This window comes from Actinoplanes auranticolor (genome assembly GCF_018332655.1).
Classification (GTDB): Bacteria; Actinomycetota; Actinomycetes; order Mycobacteriales; family Micromonosporaceae; genus Actinoplanes; species Actinoplanes auranticolor.
In genome coordinates this window covers 48,738-65,522 of the sequence record NZ_BOQL01000032.1, presented here as the reverse complement: position 1 = coordinate 65,522, position 16,785 = coordinate 48,738, and the positions used below count along the sequence as shown (strand labels likewise).

The window sequence follows — 16,785 nt, the reverse complement described above, 5'->3', positions numbered from 1 at the left end:
CGGGTCCGCCGCATCACCAGCGCAGGATGACGATCATCCGGGCCACCACCGCAGGGTGACTGCGGTGAACCGAGTCAGCCGGGCGGGCGTTCGCCGCTGCCGCGGGCGATGACCGAGGTCGAGATGACGATCGAGCGGGCCGGGCCGGAGTGGCCGCTGATCCGCTCGTGCGCCAGCCGGGCCGCCTCCCGGCCCATCGCCACCGCGTCGTGGGCCACCACGGTCGTGCCGATGACCTCGGCCAGGTCGAAGTCGTCGAAGCCGATCAGCGCGGGCGGATCCGGCCGGTTCTTGAGTGCCCGCAGCGCGCCCGTGGTCAGCCGGTTGTTCGTGGTGAACAGCGCGGTGGGCGCCGGATCGAGGGCCAGCAGCTCGCGGACCGTCTCCTCGGCCCGGCGCACGTCGTGCACGTCGGTGCGCAGATAACGCTCCCACTCGTTGTTGCCGGCCGCGTTCATCGCCGCCCGGAAACCCTCGATGCGCTTGCGCTGCGGCACCGTCCGGGCCAGGTCGGCGACCAGGGCGATGCGCCGGTGGCCGCCGCGCAGCAGATGCTCGGCGCCGGCCCGCGCGCCGCCCGCGTTGTCGATGACCACGACGTCGGCGTCGATGCCGTCCGGTGGCCGGTCCAGGAAGACGAACGGCACACCGCGGCTGCCCTCGATGGCCAGGTACTCGTGGCGGTCCGCGCTCGGCACGATCAGCAGGGCCCGTACCCGCCGCTCGAGGAACGTGTCGATCAGCTCCCGTTCCAGGGTCGGGTCCTCGTCGTTGTTGGCCGTCACCAGCTGCAGCCCGTGCTGGCGCAGCTCGCGCTCGATCCCGCTGGCCACGGCCGAGTAGAACGGGTTGGTCAGGTCGCCGCTGATCAGCGCCACCAGCGCCGAGGTGGCACCCCGGCGCAGCTCACGAGCGATGCCGTTGAGCCGGTAGCCGAGCTGGTCCGCGGCGTCACGGACCCGGCGGCCGGTGTCCTCGGCCACGTTCGGCTCACTGTTCAGCGCCCGTGACGCCGTCTTGAGGCTGACCCCGGCCAGGGCGGCCACCTGGGTGAGCGTCGGCCGGCGGGCGGTCGATTCGTCGACGGCGCCGGCGGCGGACCGGGATGCGGGCATGGTGCTCCGAACTGTCGGCGAGAGCGGTGAGCCGGACGAGCAGGCGGCTCAGGCGGCAATTATGACATCGGCACCGGCGGGTCCGGCCGGCCCGGCACGCGCCGACCGGCCCGGCCCGTACGAGCGGATCGGCGCCGCGGAACCAGCCGTTCGGGCCGCTGTGGAGATCCGCAAAATCACTACTGTCTGTAGTCTCCGGCTCCGAGGTCGGGAGGGAATAGTACCTGTTGGAGGCGTTGTGTCGGACACCATCACCGCCGGTCGGGATCGGTACTTCGATACTCTGCGTGCTGTCGCCATCATCCGGGTGGTGTTGTTCCACGCCTTCCCGCTCGCCGCGCTTGAACTGGTCTTCCCCTCGATGGGGGTCATGTTCGCGCTCGGCGGCTCGCTCATGGTCAAGTCGCTCGACCGGTCCGCGGCCCGCGCCGTGCGGAGCCGGGTGCGCCGGTTGCTGCCCGCGCTGTGGGTGATGGCGCTGATCCTCGTACCGCTGATGATCCAGCGCGGCTGGCCGGACCGGCCGTCCTGGCCGCACCTGCTGCTCTGGGTCCTGCCCGTCGCGGACCCGCCGGCCAGTGAGTTCGGCTACCCGGCCGCGGGGGTGCTCTGGTACCTGGTCACCTACCTGTGGCTGGTCCTGCTGTCGCCGGTGCTGCTGAGCCTCTACCGCCGGTGGAACCTGCCGACCGTGCTGCTGCCGCTGTTCGGGCTGATGCTGCTGACCGCCTACCCGGACACCTTCGGCACGACCGCCGGCTGGGTGGTGCAGAACGTGCTGGCCTTCGGCTCGTGCTGGATCCTCGGCTTCGCCCACCGCGAGGGCGATCTGGCCAAGCTCCGGCCGGCAGTGGTGCTGGGCCTGGCCGCCGCGTGTGTCGCGGGCGGTCTCGGCTGGGCGTACCTGCATCCCGGCGACACCGGGACGGACCTCACCGGCCTGCCGGTCGCGTACGCCGTCTTCTCCATCGGTTTTGTGCTCGCTCTGCTGCGCTGGGCGCCGCGGATGGACTGGCTCGCCCGGGTCCGGCCGCTGGACGGTTTCGTGTCGATGGTGAACAACCGGGCGGTGACGATCTACCTGTGGCACAACGTGGCCATCACCGTCGCGGTCTTCCTCTTCGACCCGCTGAAGCTGTGGCGGATCCCCACCCAGGGCCTGGAGAGCGCCGTCGACTTCACCATCGCGCTGGCCGCGCTCGCGGTCATCGTGCTCACCCTCGGCTGGGTCGAGGACATCGCGGCCCGCCGGCCGCCGCGTGTCTCCCCGTTCGTCCGGCGGCGCGGACTTCAGCAGCCCCTGGCTCCGGCGCATGCCCCCGCGCCGGCGGCCGTCTGAGCTGCTGGGAATGAGCGGGCCCGCTACCGTCCGGTGGCGGGCCCGCTCTCAAGCTGGGGCCGCGGCGGCCGGCAGGTCCCGGCGGCCACGCAACGGGCCGAGCACGAGGATCAGGCCGCTGGCGGCGTACCCGATCGCCATCACCATGATCGCGTAGCGGGTGCCGAGCGGGCCCGCCAGGGCGCCACCCAGGACGGCCCCGACCGGGATCGCGCCGAAGTTGACGAACTGCATGCTGGTCAGCACCCGGCCGAACAGCGCGGGCGGGCAGTACGCCTGCCGGAAGCTCGCGCCGATCACGTTGCCGGCGATGGCACCGGCGGCGACGCCGAGCATTCCGGCGACGAACATGAGCAGGCCCGGACCCGGCTGGGCGAAGGGGATGAGCACCGAGGCCACCCCACCGAAGGTCTTGCAGGCCACCAGCGCCCGCGCACCGCCGAGCCGGCGGACCAGCCGGGGGGTCAGCGACGCGGCACCGACCCCACCGAGGCTCACCGCCGCGAACAGCAGACCGACGGTGGTGGTGCTGACCCCGAGCTCGCGCACCAGGAAGACCACGGCGATCGCGTTGATGCCGGTCAGCCACAGGTTCGCGGCCGCGCCGTAGAGGGTCTGGTTCCGCAGGTACTTGTCGCGGAGCAGCCAGCGGGCGCCCACGGCGATGTCGGCGCGGATGCTGACCCGCGCGGTGGGTGCCGGGCGCCGCTCGGCGCGGCGGATGCGCCACAGAGCGAAGGCCGACACCAGGAAGCTCACCGCGTCCAGCACCAGGCCGGCGACGGCGCTCACCGCGGCGACGAGCAGGCCGCCCGCCGCCGGGCCGGCCACCTGCGCGGCGGACTCGGTGCTCTGCAGCGCGGAATTGGCCCCGACCAGGTCATCCTTGTCGAACGCGGCCGGCAGGTACGCCGCCCACGCCACGCTGAAGAACACCGTGGCCGCGCCCAGCAGCAGGGTGACGGTCAGCAGGTGGGCCATGGTCAGAGCGCCGGCCCAGGCGGCGACCGGCACGCTGATCACCAGGGCGGCGGAGACCAGATCGCTGATCAGCATCACCGGCCTGCGGGCGACCCGGTCGATCCAGGCGCCGGCCGGGAGACCGATCAGCAGCCAGGGCAGCCAGGCGGCGGCGGTGAGCAGGCTGACGGTGAAAGCGCTCGCGTCCAGGACCTGCACGGCGATCAGGGGAGTGGTGACGCCGGCGACCGAGCTGCCCAGGCGGCTGACGGTCATGCCCGCCCACAGCTTGCGAAAATCGGCGTCGCGCAGGACGCTCCGGCGCCCGGCCGGCGCCGCGGAGGCCGTCGTCGCGCCGGCCGTGGGTGGGGCGGCTGCAGGTGGGCCGGCCGGGGGTGGGCCGGCGGTGGGGGGCCCGGACGTCGGGGGCCCCGACGTGGGTGGGGCGGTCACGGGCGGGCCGGGAAGCCCCGGCCGATCACGAAGACCGGCTCCCGGTCCGGTGTCTCGGGGCGCCCCGCGTAGCGGTCCATGACCGCCTGGATCTCCGCGCCCATCTCGGCCAGCTCGGCCGGGCTCAGCCGCAGGAAGCCGTCGGTGGAGAACGCGGCGTCGCTCCACGGCTCCTCCCGGGCGGCCGGGCTGCCCAGCCAGGTCGAGATGAGGTCGACCTGCCGTTGCAGACCGATCGCCATGGCCGCGTCGGCCGCGGCGATGTCGGCGGCGTCGGCGGCGAAGTCGGCGGTGCTCCAGCTGATGCTCCGGTCGGGCATCCGCCACCAGTGCTCCTTGCGGTTGCGCGCGAGCTCCGGCGCCTCCTCGATGAGGCCGGCCTCGGCCAGCACGCGCAGGTGGTGGCTCACGTTGGCGACGGCCTGCCCGGTGGTGCGGGCCAGCACGCTCGGCATGGAGGGCCCGTCCACGCGCAGCACGTCCAGGAGCCGGCGCCGGACCGGATGCGCGACCGCCTTGAGAACGGCGGCGTCCTTGATCTGAGGCATGACCCCACCATGCCATGGTAAAGAACCGTTGCGCAACAGCACTTTACTAATACTGTCAGCGGGACAGCCGTCGCACGATCTCTTCCGGCGCGAGCTGCCGGTCGGCCGACTCCGGGGCACCAGCCGCCAGCCCGGTCCCCGCGATGTCCGCATAGACCACCGCCAGGGCCTCGAACAGAGCCGGCGTCAGCCCCGCCTCCTGCTGCGTCACCGCGATCTCGCGCATCTCGTCGACGAACCGGTGCGCCTTCGTGGCCGCGCTCACCACCCCCGCCGTGTCGTCCAGCCCGTTGCGCGCCAGGTCCGCCAGCACCTGCTCCAGCACCCCGTGCCGCCCGGCCGTACGCATCGCCTGGGTGATCAGGGCGGTCATTCCCTTGTAGATGCCCGCCGTGCACATCTTCAGGGCGCTCGCCGGGCCCAGCTCGTCGCCCAGCACCACCGGAGTGACCTGGCCGTCCCACGGCAACCCGGCCACGGCCTGCGCCTGCGGGCCGCTGAGGTAGATCCGGGCACCCGGGCGGGCGGACGGCGGCGGCCCCGAGACGGACCCGTCCACGACCGGCAGGCCGGCGTACGCCTCGGCGATGCGGGCCATCGTCTGCGGTGCGACGGCGTTCAGATCCGCCACGATCGGCGCCGCACCCGTACGGCGGGCCGCTGCCGCGATGCTGTGCGCCACGGCGAGGGCCTGCGCCGGCGGGGTCACCGACAGCACCACGTCGGCCACCGTGACCATCTCGTCCAGGCCGGGCAGCAGCTCGAGGCCGGCGGCCAGCCGCCGCGTCCGCTCCGAGCGCCCGGCCGTGGTCGCGACCACCCGCGCGCCGCCCGCTCGCAGTGCCCCGCCCAGGCCCGCGCCCATGTGTCCCGGACTCACGATCGCCACTGTCACCATGGTGCCGACTCTAAGGACTTCGTCACAACCGGGGCACAGACGACGCACAGTGAACGCTGGTTGTCTGGTCCCAGACATTCAGCGAGGAGAGGCGACGACCGTGCAGGACCAGAGAGATGAGGACAACGCCGCATACGTGCGCCGCGTGCACGACCAGGGGCTGCAGTTCGACCTGCGGACCATGTCACGGCGCCGGTTGCTCGCTGCCTTCGGCGGGGTGGGCGCCCTCGCCCTCGTCGGCGGGACGGCGGCCTGCGACAGCGCGGCCGAACCGGCGTCGACGGCCGGCGCCACCAGCACTGCCGCCACCGGCTCGGTCACCGAGGTCGAGTCGGAGACGGCCGGGCCGTTCCCGGCGGACGGGTCGAACGGGCCGAATGTGCGCACCGAGTCCGGCATCGTTCGCCAGGACATCCGCACGTCGTTCGGGGAACTGAGCGGGACCGCCGAGGGCGTACCGCTGGAGTTCTCGCTGATCGTGACCGATCTCAACGGCAAGGCCCTCACCGGGGCCGCGGTCTACGCCTGGCACTGCGACCGTGACGGCAACTACTCGCTGTACTCGACCGGCGTCACGGACCAGAACTACCTGCGCGGCATCCAGGAGACCGACGCCACCGGCACCGCGACCTTCACCAGCATCTTCCCGGCCTGCTACACGGGCCGGTGGCCGCACATCCACTTCGAGGTCTACTCGTCGCTGGCCGACGCCACCAGCGGTAACGGCCCGATCGTCAAGACGTCGCAGATCGCGCTCCCCGAGGATGTATCGGACGCCGTCTACGCCACCGCCGCCTACAGCCGGAGTGTGGCCGCCATGAGCCGGGTCAGCCTGGCCACCGACAACGTCTTCGGTGACGACTCGGCGGTCACCGAGCTGGCCACCGTCACCGGTAGCGTCGCCGACGGCTACGTCGCCACGCTGACGATCGCCATCGACCCGTCCTGACCAGGCTTTCGCCCTCCCGAGGGGTCCGGATCGCCGACGTGGGCCGCGACACATCGGTGACGATTGTGACCGATCGGGGTACCTCGAACGGGCTATAGCTAGCGGTCTATCCCTTGGTCACAATCGGACCATGACCGCGCCCGGAAACGACGCCCTCCTGATCACATTGCTGGCCGCGTTCACGGCCTGCATGGGTTACGCCGCCGGCCGCCTGCACCAGTGGTACCGCACCCTTCTGGACCGTGACGAGGCGTACCGGGACGGCTACGACACGGCGACCCGCAGCGTGTTCAGCCTGGCGGCGCGGTTGATGGGCCCCCGGCGGGCGGCCCGTGGGACGGCCGTCGTCGGTTCAGGACCCGTGACACGGCCGGATCCGTCGGTGATCGTGCTGCCGGCCTCGTCCTCCGTGACGCCGCCGCCACCCGATCTGCGTCCGTCGCCGGTCAGCTCGCCGTCCTCAGCCGGGTCGCGGTCCTCAGTCAGCTCCCGGGCCGCCGGCGGCTCGCCGTCCGCGCCGGCCCGCGCGGTCTCCGGCTCGTCGCCGGGTGTGTCTGCCTCCCCGCCCGGCCCGAGCTCAGCCAGTTCTGCCATGTCGGGCGCGGCTGCCTCCGGCTTCCCCGCGCCGGTCTCGGTCTCACCGCTGAAGACCGGATCCTCGTTCTCGGGAAACAGCCCCTTCGCCAAGGGAAAGAGCGTGTCCACCCCGGCCAAGAGCTCGTCGCGCGCGGGGGATGGCTCGTCGGCCACCGGGATGGGCTCATCGCGTGCGGAAGGGGCAGCGCCGCCTGCCGGCACCGGCCCGTCGGTTGCGGGCGAGGGCGCACCGGCCACGGCCACGGGCACAGGCGCAGGCGTCGATCCGCGTCCGGCAGGCGAGCCGGTTGCCGGGGAAGATCTGCCTCCGGAGGACGGCACTTCGCCGTCCGCGGGTAAGGGCTCGTCCGCCGCCGACCGGACCGAAAGCGCCGGCGGCGGCCGTCACCTGGTGCCGGACGAGCTCGTCCGGGCTCCGACCTACCGGCTGACGCCGGACCGGGTGGCCAGGGCGAAGGTCCGCCAGGTGCACCTCGACGACGACGATTCGGAGGACACGACCCGGCTGCCCTCGGCGGTGCCGCGGCCACGCCAGTCGTGAATCGGCCGGAACTGTCACAGCCCGGCGTTAGGGTGCGCCATGGTCACCGTCCAGGAGGTCCGCGAGGTCGCCAGGAAGCTGCCCCGCACCACCGAGCACCTGATCTACGACCGGGTGAAGTTCCGGGTGGGGCAGATCGTCTACGTGGCGTTCTCCCGCGATGAGACGGTCATGGGCTTCGCGTTCCCGAAGGAGGAGCGCGACTCGCTGGTGGCGTCCCAGCCGAAGGTCTTCCACCTGCCGAAGCCGACCGACCTGCGTTTCCAGTGGGTTCAGGCCTGGCCGGCCGAGCTCGACCACCGACAGATGGAGGAGCTGGTGATCGACGCCTGGCGCATGGTGGTCCCGAAACGAGTGGCCGCCGCCTACGTCGCCGGCCGGCCCGACGCCGACCCACCGGGCAGCCGATAGGCCGGTGCAGCCGTCTTCGACCGGTCCAGGATGAGGGCATGGGCAACTACCTGGAGACGGATCGGCTGGTGCTGCGCCACTTCACCGAGGCCGATGTCGACCTCATCGTCGAGCTGGACAGCGATCCTGCGGTGATGCGCTACGTGACGGGCGGCCGTGCGACGCCGTTCGAGGAGGTTCGGGACGTGGTGCTCCCGTTCTGGCTGGCGTACCACGAGCGGGGTGAGCAGTTCGGCTTCTGGGCCGCCGTGGAGAAGGCGACCGGGCGTTTCGTCGGCTGGTTCCATCTCCGGCCCCGCCCGGACGGCCCACCCGCCGGTGGTGACGCCGGCTCGGGGGTGGAGCTGGGATATCGGCTGCGCCGCGAGGCGTGGGGCAAGGGCTACGCGACCGAGGGGAGCCTGGCGCTGATCCGCAAGGGCTTCACCGAGCTCGGCGTCGAGCGTGTCTACGCCGAGACGCTGGCCGTCAACATCGGCTCGCGCCGGGTCATGGAGAAGGCGGGCCTGCGCTACATCCGCACGTTCCACCAGGAGTGGCCGGAGCGGATCCCCGGCGACGAGCATGGCGACGTGGAATACGCCCTGACCCGGGCCGAATGGGTCGCCGCCGACGGTCAGCGCAGGTAGCCGCCCTCGGCCAGGTTCTTGGCGTGCTGGGCGTACACCTCGGGCTCCCGCGGGGCGAGCGTGGCCAGGCCGTCGACGTACCGGTTGTACATCGAGAAGGCCGCCGCGATCAGCACCGTGTCGTGGATGGCCTTGTCGTCGGCGCCATGCTTGCGGGCGAGGTCGATGTCCGCCGGGCTGACGCCGCGGCCGTCCACCCGCACCTTCTCCGCGATGGCCAGCAGTGCCTGCAGCTTGGGATCGGTCTCCGGGTGCTCGGTGGTCTTGCCTTCCTGGTGCAGCAGGTGGGCGGCGACCGCGCCGTGGATCCCGCTGCAGTACGTGCACTCGTTGCGGCTCGAGACGTAGGCGGCGATCGTCTCCCGCTCGCCCGGGGTGAGGGGTGACGGCCCCCGCAACAGGGCGTCGGCCAGGCCGTTGAGCGGGCCGGCGGTATGCGGATACTGGACCAGGAGCCCGACCATGCCGGGCAGTTCGGGCAGGTTGATATGCGGCACGCGCTCATCGTCCTGCGCGGCGGAAGGCATGTCCAGCACGCCTCCGGATGCTTCCCACGACCGTTCGTCCGATGGCCGCCGGCGGTGCTGTGGCTCAGGACCGCATTGCCCGCCAACCGGCGCGGAGCTCAGCGACGAACAACGCCGGCTGCTCGAAGGCTGCGAAGTGCCCGCCGCGCTCCGGCTCACCCCAGTAACGGATGTCCAGGAACCGCTGCTCGGCCCATCGGCGCGACGGTCTCGGGTTCTCCCTCGGGAAGACCGAGCAGGCGGCCGGCACCTCCACCACATCGGTCGTGCCGGTGCGGAACCGGGCCTGAACTGACCGGAAGCTCTCCCAGTAGAGCCGCGCTGCCGAGGCGCCCGTCCCGGGCAGCCAGTAGAGCATCAGATTGTCCAGCAGCTCGTCGCGAGTGAGCACGGTGGACAGGTCACCGCCGCAGTCCGTCCAGGCCTGGAACTTCTCGATGATCCAGGCGGCCAGGGCGGCGGGGGAGTCGACCAGGCCGTAGCCGATGGTCTGGGGTCTCGTCGACTGCTCCAGGGAGTAGCCGTCGCCGCTGTCACCCGAGGTCTCGAGGTCGTGCAGGGCGGAGTGCTCCGCCTCGGTGAGGGCGTCGAACGTCGCCGGATCCGGCGCGACCAGCGGTGGCATGACGTGGATGCCGAGGACCCGGTCGGGGTGCTGCTGGGCGATGCTCGTGCTGACGCTGGTGCCCCAGTCGTGACCCGCGGCCACGAAGCGCGGATAACCCAGTCGCTCCATGAGCACCACCCACGCGTCGGCTGTCCGTTCCACTGTCCAGCCGGGCTCGGCGGGACGGTCGCTGAAGCCGTACCCGGGCAGGGACGGGCACACCACGTGGAAGGCGTCCGCCGCCTCGCCGCCGTGCGCGACCGGATCGGTGAGCGGGCCGATCACCTTGGCGAACTCCACGACCGAGCCCGGCCAACCGTGCGTGAGCACCAGCGGCACGGCCCCGGGATGCGGCGACCGCACGTGGACGAAGTGGAGGCCGAGCCCGTCGACGGTCGTCCGGAACTGGGACAGCCGGTTGAGCCGGGCCTCGGCCGCTCGCCAGTCGTAGCCGTCGGCCCAATACCCGCACAGCGCCTGCAACTCCGCCAGCGGCACGCCCTGGGTCCAGCCGCCGACGGTGGCGGGCTCCGGCCAGCGGGTCCGCCTCAGCCGCCCGCGCAGGTCGGCCAGGGCCTCGTCGTCGGCGCGAATCGCGAACGGCGTGATCACGCCGGCCGCTCCCGCTGGGTGCTGATCCATGGTCGGGAACGCTAGCGGCGCGGTACGACATTCCGGCCCGGATCCCGCCCGAGCAGGGCGAGGATGCGATCCAGCGGATCCGGACCGGGGTCCGGCACCGGCGGCGCGAAGGCCGCTCCCGGCGCCAGCCGGGACTCCCCGGTGGGCACGGCCTCCGCAACGGGCAGGGCCGCGGCGAGCACGTCCGGCGGCAGCTCGTACGCGAGGCCGAGCGACCGCGCGACGTCCCAGCCGTGCACCACGTAGTCGACGAGGTGGAACCCGATCGCGAGCCTGCCCGGGATCGGCCGTGGCGTGATCTCGGGCAGCAGGAAGCCCCGATCGAGGACGTCGGGCTGGGCGAAAGCCGCGATGACCGCCTCGGCCGCCTCCGCGTACTCCCGGGCGGGGTCGTCGCCCGGCGGACGGGGCTGCCAGGTGTCGAGGTCACCACCGTGGCCTGCGGCAGCGGCGGCGAAACCGCGGTGCTGGACGGTCATGTGGGCGAGCAACCGGCCGAGGTCCCATGCGGCGCATGGTGTCGGTAGCGACAGGTCGGGCGGGCGCACCTGCGCGACGAGGGGCACGGTCGCTCGGACAGCCCGCGCATGGGTGGCCCGCAGCTCGATAGTATGCATATGCTTACGATCTGCGTGCGTACATGATTTGTCAAGGTGTATGTTCTCGGCCGTGCCCGATCCGGACCGTGACCGCCCCGACCTGGGCGCGATGGTCGTGCGGCTCGGCCGCGCGCTGGTCGCCGCCGAGCGGCCCGTGCTCGCCGCCCACGACCTGTCGATGTGGGGCTACATCGTGCTCAGTGCCCTGGCCGACCAGCCGATGCGCACCCAGGCGGCGCTCGCGCGCGCCATCGGCGCGGACAAGACGCGGATCATCGGGACTCTCGACGAGCTGCAGGAACGCGCCCTGATCGAGCGCGAGCCGGACCCCGAGGACCGACGGGTACGGCTGCTGCGGCTGACGCCGGCCGGGCGGCAGCTGTACGCCTCCGTGAGAACCGGGATCCGCGCCGCGGAGGAGCAGTTGCTGAGCGAGCTGACGCCGGCGGACAAGCGGGTCTTCCTGCGGGTTCTCCAGCAGTTGAGCCCCGAGCCCGACTGACGGGCCGGGCCGGGTGTTCAGCGAGCGGCGAGCGCCTCCTGCAGCCCCCGCGCGGCGAGCCGGTCGGCGCGCTCGTTCTCGGGGTGGCCGGCGTGGCCCTTGACCCAGTGCCACTGCACGTCGTGCCGGGACACCGCCGCTTCGAGCCGCTGCCACAGGTCGACGTTCTTGACCGGCTGCTTGGCCGAGGTCAGCCAGCCGTTGGCCTTCCACCGGGGCAACCACTTCGTGATGCCGTCCCGCACGTAGATGCTGTCGGTGTAGAGCAGCACGGCCAGCGGTGCCCGGTTCAAGCTCTCCAGCGCCTGGATGGGGGCCATGAGCTCCATCCGGTTGTTGGTCGTGGAGGACGCCTCGCCGCCGCAGAGGTCCTTCTCGCTGGAGCCCCAGCGCAGCACGGCACCCCACCCGCCGGGTCCGGGATTGGGGATACAAGCGCCGTCGGTGTAGATCTCCACCGCAGTGGCCGAGCCAGTCATGCGGAGCACCCTACCGACCGGCCCGGGCCCGGCTGCGCCACAGGCCACGCCGGGCGGCAGGCGGAAAAGCGGGAGGCTCCCACCGCAGCGAGTGAGCGTCAGGCCGCCGATCCGGTGCCTGCGTGACGCCGCAGGCTTGCCGGGGGGAACCGGTACCGGACCGGCGGCCTGCCCCCGCAGTGCCCGAGAGCGGTGGGAGCGCTCCCAGGATCAGCGTAGCGAATCGTCCGCCCGGTGCAAAACGGTTCGGAAACACTCACATTCCTCGCCGACCAGTTGCTCTGCGACCTGCGGTTCTTGCTCCACAAGAGGCCGGCCCGGCGCGGTCTGGGCCACACCGCTGTGGACGGGCGGGAGCCGCGGACCGGCCAGCCAGTACAGTTCCGCCCATGCGTGAAGCTGCCGTCGAGGTGCAGGACGTCGTCGTGAAGTACGGCGATGTCGTTGCCGTCGGTGGCGTTTCGCTGACCGTCCCGCGCGGCGCGATTCTGGCCCTGCTCGGCAACAACGGCGCCGGCAAGACCAGTCTGCTGCAGGTCTGTGAGGGCTTCCGGGCACCCGACGCCGGGTCCGCCCGCGTGCTCGGGCTCGACCCGGTCGCCGATCATGACGACCTGATGCCGCGCCTCGGCATCATGCTGCAGTCCGGCGGCGTCTACCCGTGGGCGACCGCCGGCGACATCCTCCGGCTCTTCGCCTCCTTCGCGGCGCACCCGCTCGACACCGACATGCTGCTCGACCGGCTCGGGCTGCGGAAGTTCGCCAAGACCACGTTCCGCCGGCTCTCCGGCGGCGAGCAGCAGCGGCTGTCCCTGGCCGTCGCGCTCGTCGGGCGGCCCGAGCTGGTCTTCCTCGACGAGCCCACCGCCGGGATGGACGTCGGGGCCCGGCAGACCACCTGGGAGCTGGTCGAGAGCCTGCGCGCCGACGGTGTCTCCGTCCTGCTCACCACGCACCTGCTCGACGAGGCCGAGAGCCTGGCCGATCACGTGGTCATCATGGACAACGGCGTGGTCGCGGCGACCGGCACGCCGGCCGAGCTCACGGCCGCGGCCGGGATCGACCTCCTTCAGGTCCGCGCGGACCCCGCCCTCCCGGTCGCCGACCTCGCCGCCCGCCTGGACGCCGAGGTCACCGAGGACAACCCGGGTGAGTACGCGATCGCCGGCTCTCTCGACACCGAGGCCATCGCCGCGGTGCTCGGCTGGTTCGCCACGGCCGGCGCGCAGGTCACCGCGGTCAACACCCGCCGCCGTACCCTCGAAGACGTCTACCTGGCCCTGACCGCCGGAGCCACCCGATGACGCCCGTGACGAATCCTGGAGCTGGGCGATGAGCACCGACGCCGGCACGTTCACCCCCGCCCCCGGCCGGGCACCCATGCGGGCGATCCTGCGCCAGCAGGTCCGCATGGAGTTGCTGCTGACCGCCCGCCGTGGTGAGGCCGTGGTGCTCGCCATGGGCGTGCCCCTGCTGGTGCTGCTCGGGGCCGGCCTGACCCGGGCCACCAACGTGCCCGGCGACGACCGCCTCGGTTTTGTCGTCCCCGGCGTGCTCGCCCTGACGGTGATGTCGACGGCTTTCACCGGGCAGGCGATCACCACCGGCTACGAGCGCAGCTACGGCGTGCTCAAGCGCCTCGGCGCCTCCCCGCTGACCCGCCCCGGCCTGCTCTTCGCCAAGACCGCCGCGATCCTCTGCCTGGTCGCGGTGCAGGTGCTCGTCCTCGCCCTGGTCGGCGTCGCGGCCGGCTGGCGGCCGGAGCTCTCCCAGGTCCTCCCGGCCATCGGCGTGACCGTGCTCGCCACCGCTGCCTACTGCGGCCTGGCCCTGCTCCTCGCCAGCGTGTTGCGGCCCGAGACGACCACGGCCGCGGCCACCCTGATCTACGTGCTCATGCTCGCCGCGGGCGGGATCATGTTCGCGGCGCCCGACCTGGGCCCGGCGGGACATTTCCTGCTGCCGCTCGCGGCGCACGCCGAGGCCCTGCGTAACACCCTGACGAACGGCACCGCGGTGCCGGCGAGCATCTGGCTCAGCCTCACCCTCTGGGCCGCGGTCGCCCTCACCACGGCCGCCCGCAAGTTCCGCTGGGAGTAGCTGTCCGTCGATCGGTGGACACGGGGTGACAGCCGGGCGGTCGTCCCGGGCGGACCCCCTGCTTCGCCAAGCTCGTAGGCATGACAGCGATCGAGGTCACCAGCCTCCGCAAGACCTACGGTTCCCGTCCCGCGGTCGCGGGCATCGATCTCTCCGTGCCGCACGGCGAGGTCTTCGCCCTGCTCGGCCCCAACGGCGCCGGTAAGACCACCACCGTCGAGATTCTCGAGGGGCACCGGCGGCGGGACTCCGGTGAGGTACGGGTGCTCGGCCAGGATCCGGCCACCGGCGGGCGGGCCTGGCGGGCCCGGATCGGCATCGTGCTGCAGTCCGCCACCGACGCCGCCGATCTCACCGTGGCCGAGACCGTACGGCACCTCGCCGGGTTCTATCCCCGGCCCCGGTCCGCCGCCGAGGTCATCGAGCTGGTCGGGCTCTCCGCCCAGGCCAAGGCCAAGGTCCGGGCCCTGTCCGGGGGGCAGCGCCGCCGCCTCGACGTCGCGCTCGGCATCGTCGGCCGGCCCGAGGTCGTGTTCCTCGACGAGCCCACCACCGGCTTCGACCCGCAGGCCCGGCGGCAGTTCTGGCAGCTGGTCCGGGCGCTCGCCGCCGAGGGCACCACCATCCTGCTCACCACCCACTACCTCGACGAGGCCGAGGCGCTCGCCGACCGGCTGGCCGTCATCGCCGCCGGCGCCCTGGTGGCCGAGGGGACGCCGGCCACGCTCGGCGGCCGGGCCGGCGCCGGCGCCACCGTCGAATGGACCGGCCCGAACGGGCGGGAGTCCGAGCAGACCACCGACCCGGCCCCGCTGATCGCCCGGCTCACCGCGGCCGGCGTCGACCTGACCAGCCTCACCGTCACCCGCCCCAGCCTCGAGGACACCTACCTCACCCTGATCGGAGAGCAGCGATGACGACCACCGACACGGCCCTTCCCTCGACCGCGCGGATGGGGGTCAGCCGCGGCTGGGTCGAGACTCTTCAGTTCTTCCGCGACCGCACCGCGCTGATCTTCAGTTTTCTCTTCCCCGCCCTGCTGCTTCTGCTCTTCGGCACGATCTTCGCCGATGACTACGACCATCCCGGGCTCAGCGCCGCCCGGATCTTCTCGGCCAGCATGATCGCGTACGGGATCGTCGCCACCTCGTTCATCACCATGGGGGTCGGGATCGCCACCGACCGGGAGGACGGCACGCTCAAGCGGCTCCGGGGCACGCCGGTCACCGCCACCGCGTACTTTCTCGGCAAGCTGATCATGGTCGCCGTGCTGACCGCCGCCGAGGTGGTCGTGCTGCTCGCCGTCGGCGTGATCCTCTTCGATCTGTCGCTGCCCACCGACGCCGGGCGCTGGTTCACCTTCGGCTGGCTCTTCGTGCTCTCCGTCGTCGCCTGCGGGCTGCTCGGGATCGCCGCCAGCGCCCTGGTCCGCTCGGCCCGGACCGCCGGCGCCGTGCTCAATGTGCCGGTGGTCGCGCTGCAGTTCATCTCCGGCGTGTTCATCCATCCGATCACCCAGCTGCCCGACTGGATGATCACGGTAGCCTCGATCTTTCCGGTGAAGTGGATGGCGCAGGGCTTCAAGTCCGTCTTCCTGCCGGACACCGCGGCCGGCTTCGAGGCCGGCGGCGCCTGGGAGCACGGCCGGATCGCCTTGGTGCTGCTCGCCTGGTGTGTGATCGGATCAGTGCTGTGCCTGGTGACCTTCCGCTGGACGAACACCCGCGACGCATGACCGCGCCGGCGGGTGGCCCGGGCGAGCCCATCGCCCGGCACTCCCGGGCCTGGGTGGTCTTCTACGCCGTCGTCGCCCTCGCGGTGGCGGCGTCGGTGCTCGGCCAGTCCGGGACCGGCCCCGGGCTCCGGGCCGTCGCCGTCGGCGCGATAGCGGTGGTCGCCCTGCTCTACGGCTTCTGGGGGCGGCACGGGCGGGCCGGCCTGCCGTTCGTCGTCGTCGTGCTGGTCGTGTTCGCCGCCGGCACGGTAGCGGTCTCCACCGTGAGCTATCTGCTCTTCGCCCTCTGCCCGCTGATCTTCATGACGCTGGAGATCCGCGCGGCGGTCGTCGCGGTCGTCGGCGCGAACCTGCTGCCGCTCGTGGCCGGATTTCTCCGCGGTGGTGCCGACTGGTCCTTCATCACCCACGTCGGCCCGATCTTCGTGATGACGGCTGCCGTGGCGGTCTGGCTCGGGACCTGGATCGACCGGGTCATCCAGCAGAGCAGGGAACGCGCCGCGCTCATCGCCGAGCTGGAGAGCAGCCGGGCCGAGGTGGCCCGGCTGTCGCACGAGGCCGGGGTCGCCGCCGAGCGGGCCCGGCTCGCCGGCGAGATCCACGACACCCTCGCGCAGGGCTTCACCAGCATCATCACCCTGCTGCAGGCGGCCGATCCGGCGCTGGCCGACGAGCGGCTCGCGCTGGCCGTGCGGACCGCCCGGGAGAACCTGGCCGAGTCGCGGGCCCTGGTCGCGGCCCTGGCGCCGGCCGCGCTGGCGACCGGCTCACTGCCCGATGCGGTACGCCGCCAGGTGAGCCGTTTCGCCGAGGAGACCGGCATCCCGGCGACCTTCCGCCTCACCGGGGACACCCGGGGGCTGCCGACCGTGGTGGAGGTCGTGCTGCTGCGCGCGGCCCAGGAAGCGCTGACCAACGTCCGCCGCCATGCGGACGCGCACGAGGTGGCGGTGCTGCTCGCCTTCGGCCCGGACAGCGTCCGGCTGGTGGTGCGGGACGACGGCCGGGGATTCGACGCCGCGGCCGTGTCCGGCTTCGGGCTGCCCGGCATGCGGACCCGGGCCGAGCAGGTGAACGGCACCCTGACCGTGCACAGCGACCCCGACACGGGCACCCTCGTCGAGGTCGAGGTGCCGGCATGAGAGGGGCAGGCG

General features: G+C 72.4%; 20 protein-coding genes. 11 read left to right on the top strand and 9 right to left on the bottom strand.

The features are described 5' to 3' along the window. Positions 1–74: 74 nt before the first annotated feature. The gene (locus tag Aau02nite_RS21025) at positions 75–1,115 is read right to left on the bottom strand and encodes a LacI family DNA-binding transcriptional regulator (RefSeq protein WP_212990232.1); all 1,041 of its coding nucleotides are present in this window, start codon (positions 1,113–1,115) and stop codon (positions 75–77) included. A 238-nt stretch (positions 1,116–1,353) separates the two neighbouring features. Between Aau02nite_RS21025 and Aau02nite_RS21020 the strand changes: the two genes are divergently transcribed. Further along, entirely contained in the window at positions 1,354–2,454 is a 1,101-nt protein-coding gene (locus Aau02nite_RS21020) for an acyltransferase family protein (protein ID WP_212990231.1), read from the top strand. A gap of 48 nt (positions 2,455–2,502) precedes the next feature. Here the strand turns inward: Aau02nite_RS21020 and Aau02nite_RS21015 are convergent, their stop codons facing one another. Genes Aau02nite_RS21015 through Aau02nite_RS21005 form a run of 3 tightly spaced genes read right to left on the bottom strand, consistent with a single transcriptional unit; the run spans position 2,503 to position 5,313 of the window. After that, positions 2,503–3,867, bottom strand: coding sequence for an MFS transporter (locus Aau02nite_RS21015; RefSeq protein ID WP_438841158.1), 1,365 nt, complete (start codon positions 3,865–3,867; stop codon positions 2,503–2,505). Then, positions 3,864–4,415, bottom strand: a complete 552-nt coding sequence (locus tag Aau02nite_RS21010; RefSeq protein ID WP_212990229.1) for a winged helix-turn-helix domain-containing protein — start codon at positions 4,413–4,415, stop codon at positions 3,864–3,866. Before Aau02nite_RS21010 ends, Aau02nite_RS21015 begins: the two co-directional genes overlap by 4 nt. A gap of 55 nt (positions 4,416–4,470) precedes the next feature. Beyond that, entirely contained in the window at positions 4,471–5,313 is an 843-nt protein-coding gene (locus Aau02nite_RS21005) for a DUF1932 domain-containing protein (RefSeq protein ID WP_212990228.1), read from the bottom strand. Positions 5,314–5,413: 100 nt separating this feature from the next. Here Aau02nite_RS21005 and Aau02nite_RS21000 point away from each other — a divergent pair, with 100 nt between their 5' ends. Then, positions 5,414–6,262: an intradiol ring-cleavage dioxygenase gene (locus tag Aau02nite_RS21000; protein WP_246595319.1), complete on the top strand. Its 849-nt coding sequence runs from the start codon at positions 5,414–5,416 to the stop codon at positions 6,260–6,262. A 264-nt stretch (positions 6,263–6,526) separates the two neighbouring features. Here the strand turns inward: Aau02nite_RS21000 and Aau02nite_RS20995 are convergent, their stop codons facing one another. Then, complete coding sequence (locus Aau02nite_RS20995; protein ID WP_212990226.1) at positions 6,527–6,949, bottom strand: hypothetical protein; 423 nt, start codon at positions 6,947–6,949, stop codon at positions 6,527–6,529. Between the two features lie 10 nt (positions 6,950–6,959). Here Aau02nite_RS20995 and Aau02nite_RS20990 point away from each other — a divergent pair, with 10 nt between their 5' ends. Genes Aau02nite_RS20990 through Aau02nite_RS20980 form a run of 3 tightly spaced genes read left to right on the top strand, consistent with a single transcriptional unit; the run spans position 6,960 to position 8,440 of the window. After that, a complete protein-coding gene (locus Aau02nite_RS20990; protein WP_212990225.1) occupies positions 6,960–7,400 on the top strand; it encodes a hypothetical protein in 441 nt (146 codons plus the stop codon). 39 nt (positions 7,401–7,439) lie between these two features. Next, positions 7,440–7,811 carry an MmcQ/YjbR family DNA-binding protein gene (locus Aau02nite_RS20985; protein ID WP_212990224.1) on the top strand — a complete coding sequence of 124 codons (372 nt, stop codon included), beginning with the start codon at positions 7,440–7,442 and terminating at the stop codon, positions 7,809–7,811. 38 nt (positions 7,812–7,849) lie between these two features. Further along, positions 7,850–8,440: a GNAT family N-acetyltransferase gene (locus Aau02nite_RS20980; RefSeq protein ID WP_212990223.1), complete on the top strand. Its 591-nt coding sequence runs from the start codon at positions 7,850–7,852 to the stop codon at positions 8,438–8,440. Here Aau02nite_RS20980 and Aau02nite_RS20975 read toward each other — a convergent pair. From Aau02nite_RS20975 to Aau02nite_RS20965, 3 genes are all read right to left on the bottom strand, one after another. After that, positions 8,428–8,967, bottom strand: coding sequence for a carboxymuconolactone decarboxylase family protein (locus tag Aau02nite_RS20975; RefSeq protein ID WP_212990283.1), 540 nt, complete (start codon positions 8,965–8,967; stop codon positions 8,428–8,430). The two genes, Aau02nite_RS20980 and Aau02nite_RS20975, sit on opposite strands and share 13 nt — an antisense overlap. A 64-nt stretch (positions 8,968–9,031) precedes the next feature. Next, positions 9,032–10,216 carry an epoxide hydrolase family protein gene (locus Aau02nite_RS20970; RefSeq protein ID WP_212990222.1) on the bottom strand — a complete coding sequence of 395 codons (1,185 nt, stop codon included), beginning with the start codon at positions 10,214–10,216 and terminating at the stop codon, positions 9,032–9,034. Positions 10,217–10,227: 11 nt separating this feature from the next. Further along, positions 10,228–10,833 carry a TIGR03086 family metal-binding protein gene (locus Aau02nite_RS20965; protein ID WP_212990221.1) on the bottom strand — a complete coding sequence of 202 codons (606 nt, stop codon included), beginning with the start codon at positions 10,831–10,833 and terminating at the stop codon, positions 10,228–10,230. Between the two features lie 52 nt (positions 10,834–10,885). Here Aau02nite_RS20965 and Aau02nite_RS20960 point away from each other — a divergent pair, with 52 nt between their 5' ends. Further along, complete coding sequence (locus Aau02nite_RS20960) at positions 10,886–11,317, top strand: MarR family winged helix-turn-helix transcriptional regulator (protein ID WP_246595318.1); 432 nt, start codon at positions 10,886–10,888, stop codon at positions 11,315–11,317. Between the two features lie 17 nt (positions 11,318–11,334). Here the strand turns inward: Aau02nite_RS20960 and rnhA are convergent, their stop codons facing one another. After that, complete coding sequence (gene rnhA, locus Aau02nite_RS20955) at positions 11,335–11,796, bottom strand: ribonuclease HI (RefSeq protein WP_212990219.1); 462 nt, start codon at positions 11,794–11,796, stop codon at positions 11,335–11,337. A 389-nt stretch (positions 11,797–12,185) separates the two neighbouring features. Between rnhA and Aau02nite_RS20950 the strand changes: the two genes are divergently transcribed. The 5 genes from Aau02nite_RS20950 to Aau02nite_RS20930 all read left to right on the top strand — a co-directional run bounded on the left by Aau02nite_RS20950 (position 12,186) and on the right by Aau02nite_RS20930 (position 16,773). Further along, on the top strand, positions 12,186–13,100 hold the full coding sequence (locus tag Aau02nite_RS20950) for an ABC transporter ATP-binding protein (RefSeq protein WP_212990218.1): 915 nt from the start codon (positions 12,186–12,188) through the stop codon (positions 13,098–13,100). A gap of 28 nt (positions 13,101–13,128) precedes the next feature. Further along, positions 13,129–13,896: an ABC transporter permease gene (locus tag Aau02nite_RS20945; RefSeq protein ID WP_212990217.1), complete on the top strand. Its 768-nt coding sequence runs from the start codon at positions 13,129–13,131 to the stop codon at positions 13,894–13,896. A gap of 80 nt (positions 13,897–13,976) precedes the next feature. Continuing rightward, positions 13,977–14,813 (top strand): ABC transporter ATP-binding protein, encoded by an 837-nt coding sequence (locus Aau02nite_RS20940; RefSeq protein ID WP_212990216.1) that lies wholly within the window; start codon positions 13,977–13,979, stop codon positions 14,811–14,813. After that, a complete protein-coding gene (locus Aau02nite_RS20935; RefSeq protein WP_212990215.1) occupies positions 14,810–15,631 on the top strand; it encodes an ABC transporter permease in 822 nt (273 codons plus the stop codon). The genes Aau02nite_RS20940 and Aau02nite_RS20935 overlap by 4 nt, the downstream gene beginning before the upstream one ends. Further along, positions 15,628–16,773: a sensor histidine kinase gene (locus tag Aau02nite_RS20930; RefSeq protein ID WP_212990214.1), complete on the top strand. Its 1,146-nt coding sequence runs from the start codon at positions 15,628–15,630 to the stop codon at positions 16,771–16,773. The genes Aau02nite_RS20935 and Aau02nite_RS20930 overlap by 4 nt, the downstream gene beginning before the upstream one ends. The last annotated feature ends 12 nt before the right edge of the window (positions 16,774–16,785 follow it).

What these genes read in the sequence shown, in the direction of transcription:
- Aau02nite_RS21025 (WP_212990232.1), bottom strand. Translation starts at nt 1,115, where the DNA reads ATGCCCGCATCCCGGTCCGCCGCCGGCGCCGTCGACGAATCGACCGCC.
- Aau02nite_RS21010 (WP_212990229.1), bottom strand. Translation starts at nt 4,415, where the DNA reads ATGCCTCAGATCAAGGACGCCGCCGTTCTCAAGGCGGTCGCGCATCCG.
- Aau02nite_RS21005 (WP_212990228.1), bottom strand. Translation starts at nt 5,313, where the DNA reads ATGGTGACAGTGGCGATCGTGAGTCCGGGACACATGGGCGCGGGCCTG.
- Aau02nite_RS20985 (WP_212990224.1), top strand. Translation starts at nt 7,440, where the DNA reads ATGGTCACCGTCCAGGAGGTCCGCGAGGTCGCCAGGAAGCTGCCCCGC.
- Aau02nite_RS20980 (WP_212990223.1), top strand. Translation starts at nt 7,850, where the DNA reads ATGGGCAACTACCTGGAGACGGATCGGCTGGTGCTGCGCCACTTCACC.
- Aau02nite_RS20975 (WP_212990283.1), bottom strand. Translation starts at nt 8,967, where the DNA reads ATGCCTTCCGCCGCGCAGGACGATGAGCGCGTGCCGCATATCAACCTG.
- Aau02nite_RS20970 (WP_212990222.1), bottom strand. Translation starts at nt 10,216, where the DNA reads ATGGATCAGCACCCAGCGGGAGCGGCCGGCGTGATCACGCCGTTCGCG.
- Aau02nite_RS20965 (WP_212990221.1), bottom strand. Translation starts at nt 10,833, where the DNA reads ATGCATACTATCGAGCTGCGGGCCACCCATGCGCGGGCTGTCCGAGCG.
- rnhA (WP_212990219.1), bottom strand. Translation starts at nt 11,796, where the DNA reads ATGACTGGCTCGGCCACTGCGGTGGAGATCTACACCGACGGCGCTTGT.
- Aau02nite_RS20950 (WP_212990218.1), top strand. Translation starts at nt 12,186, where the DNA reads ATGCGTGAAGCTGCCGTCGAGGTGCAGGACGTCGTCGTGAAGTACGGC.
- Aau02nite_RS20945 (WP_212990217.1), top strand. Translation starts at nt 13,129, where the DNA reads ATGAGCACCGACGCCGGCACGTTCACCCCCGCCCCCGGCCGGGCACCC.
- Aau02nite_RS20940 (WP_212990216.1), top strand. Translation starts at nt 13,977, where the DNA reads ATGACAGCGATCGAGGTCACCAGCCTCCGCAAGACCTACGGTTCCCGT.
- Aau02nite_RS20935 (WP_212990215.1), top strand. Translation starts at nt 14,810, where the DNA reads ATGACGACCACCGACACGGCCCTTCCCTCGACCGCGCGGATGGGGGTC.
- Aau02nite_RS20930 (WP_212990214.1), top strand. Translation starts at nt 15,628, where the DNA reads ATGACCGCGCCGGCGGGTGGCCCGGGCGAGCCCATCGCCCGGCACTCC.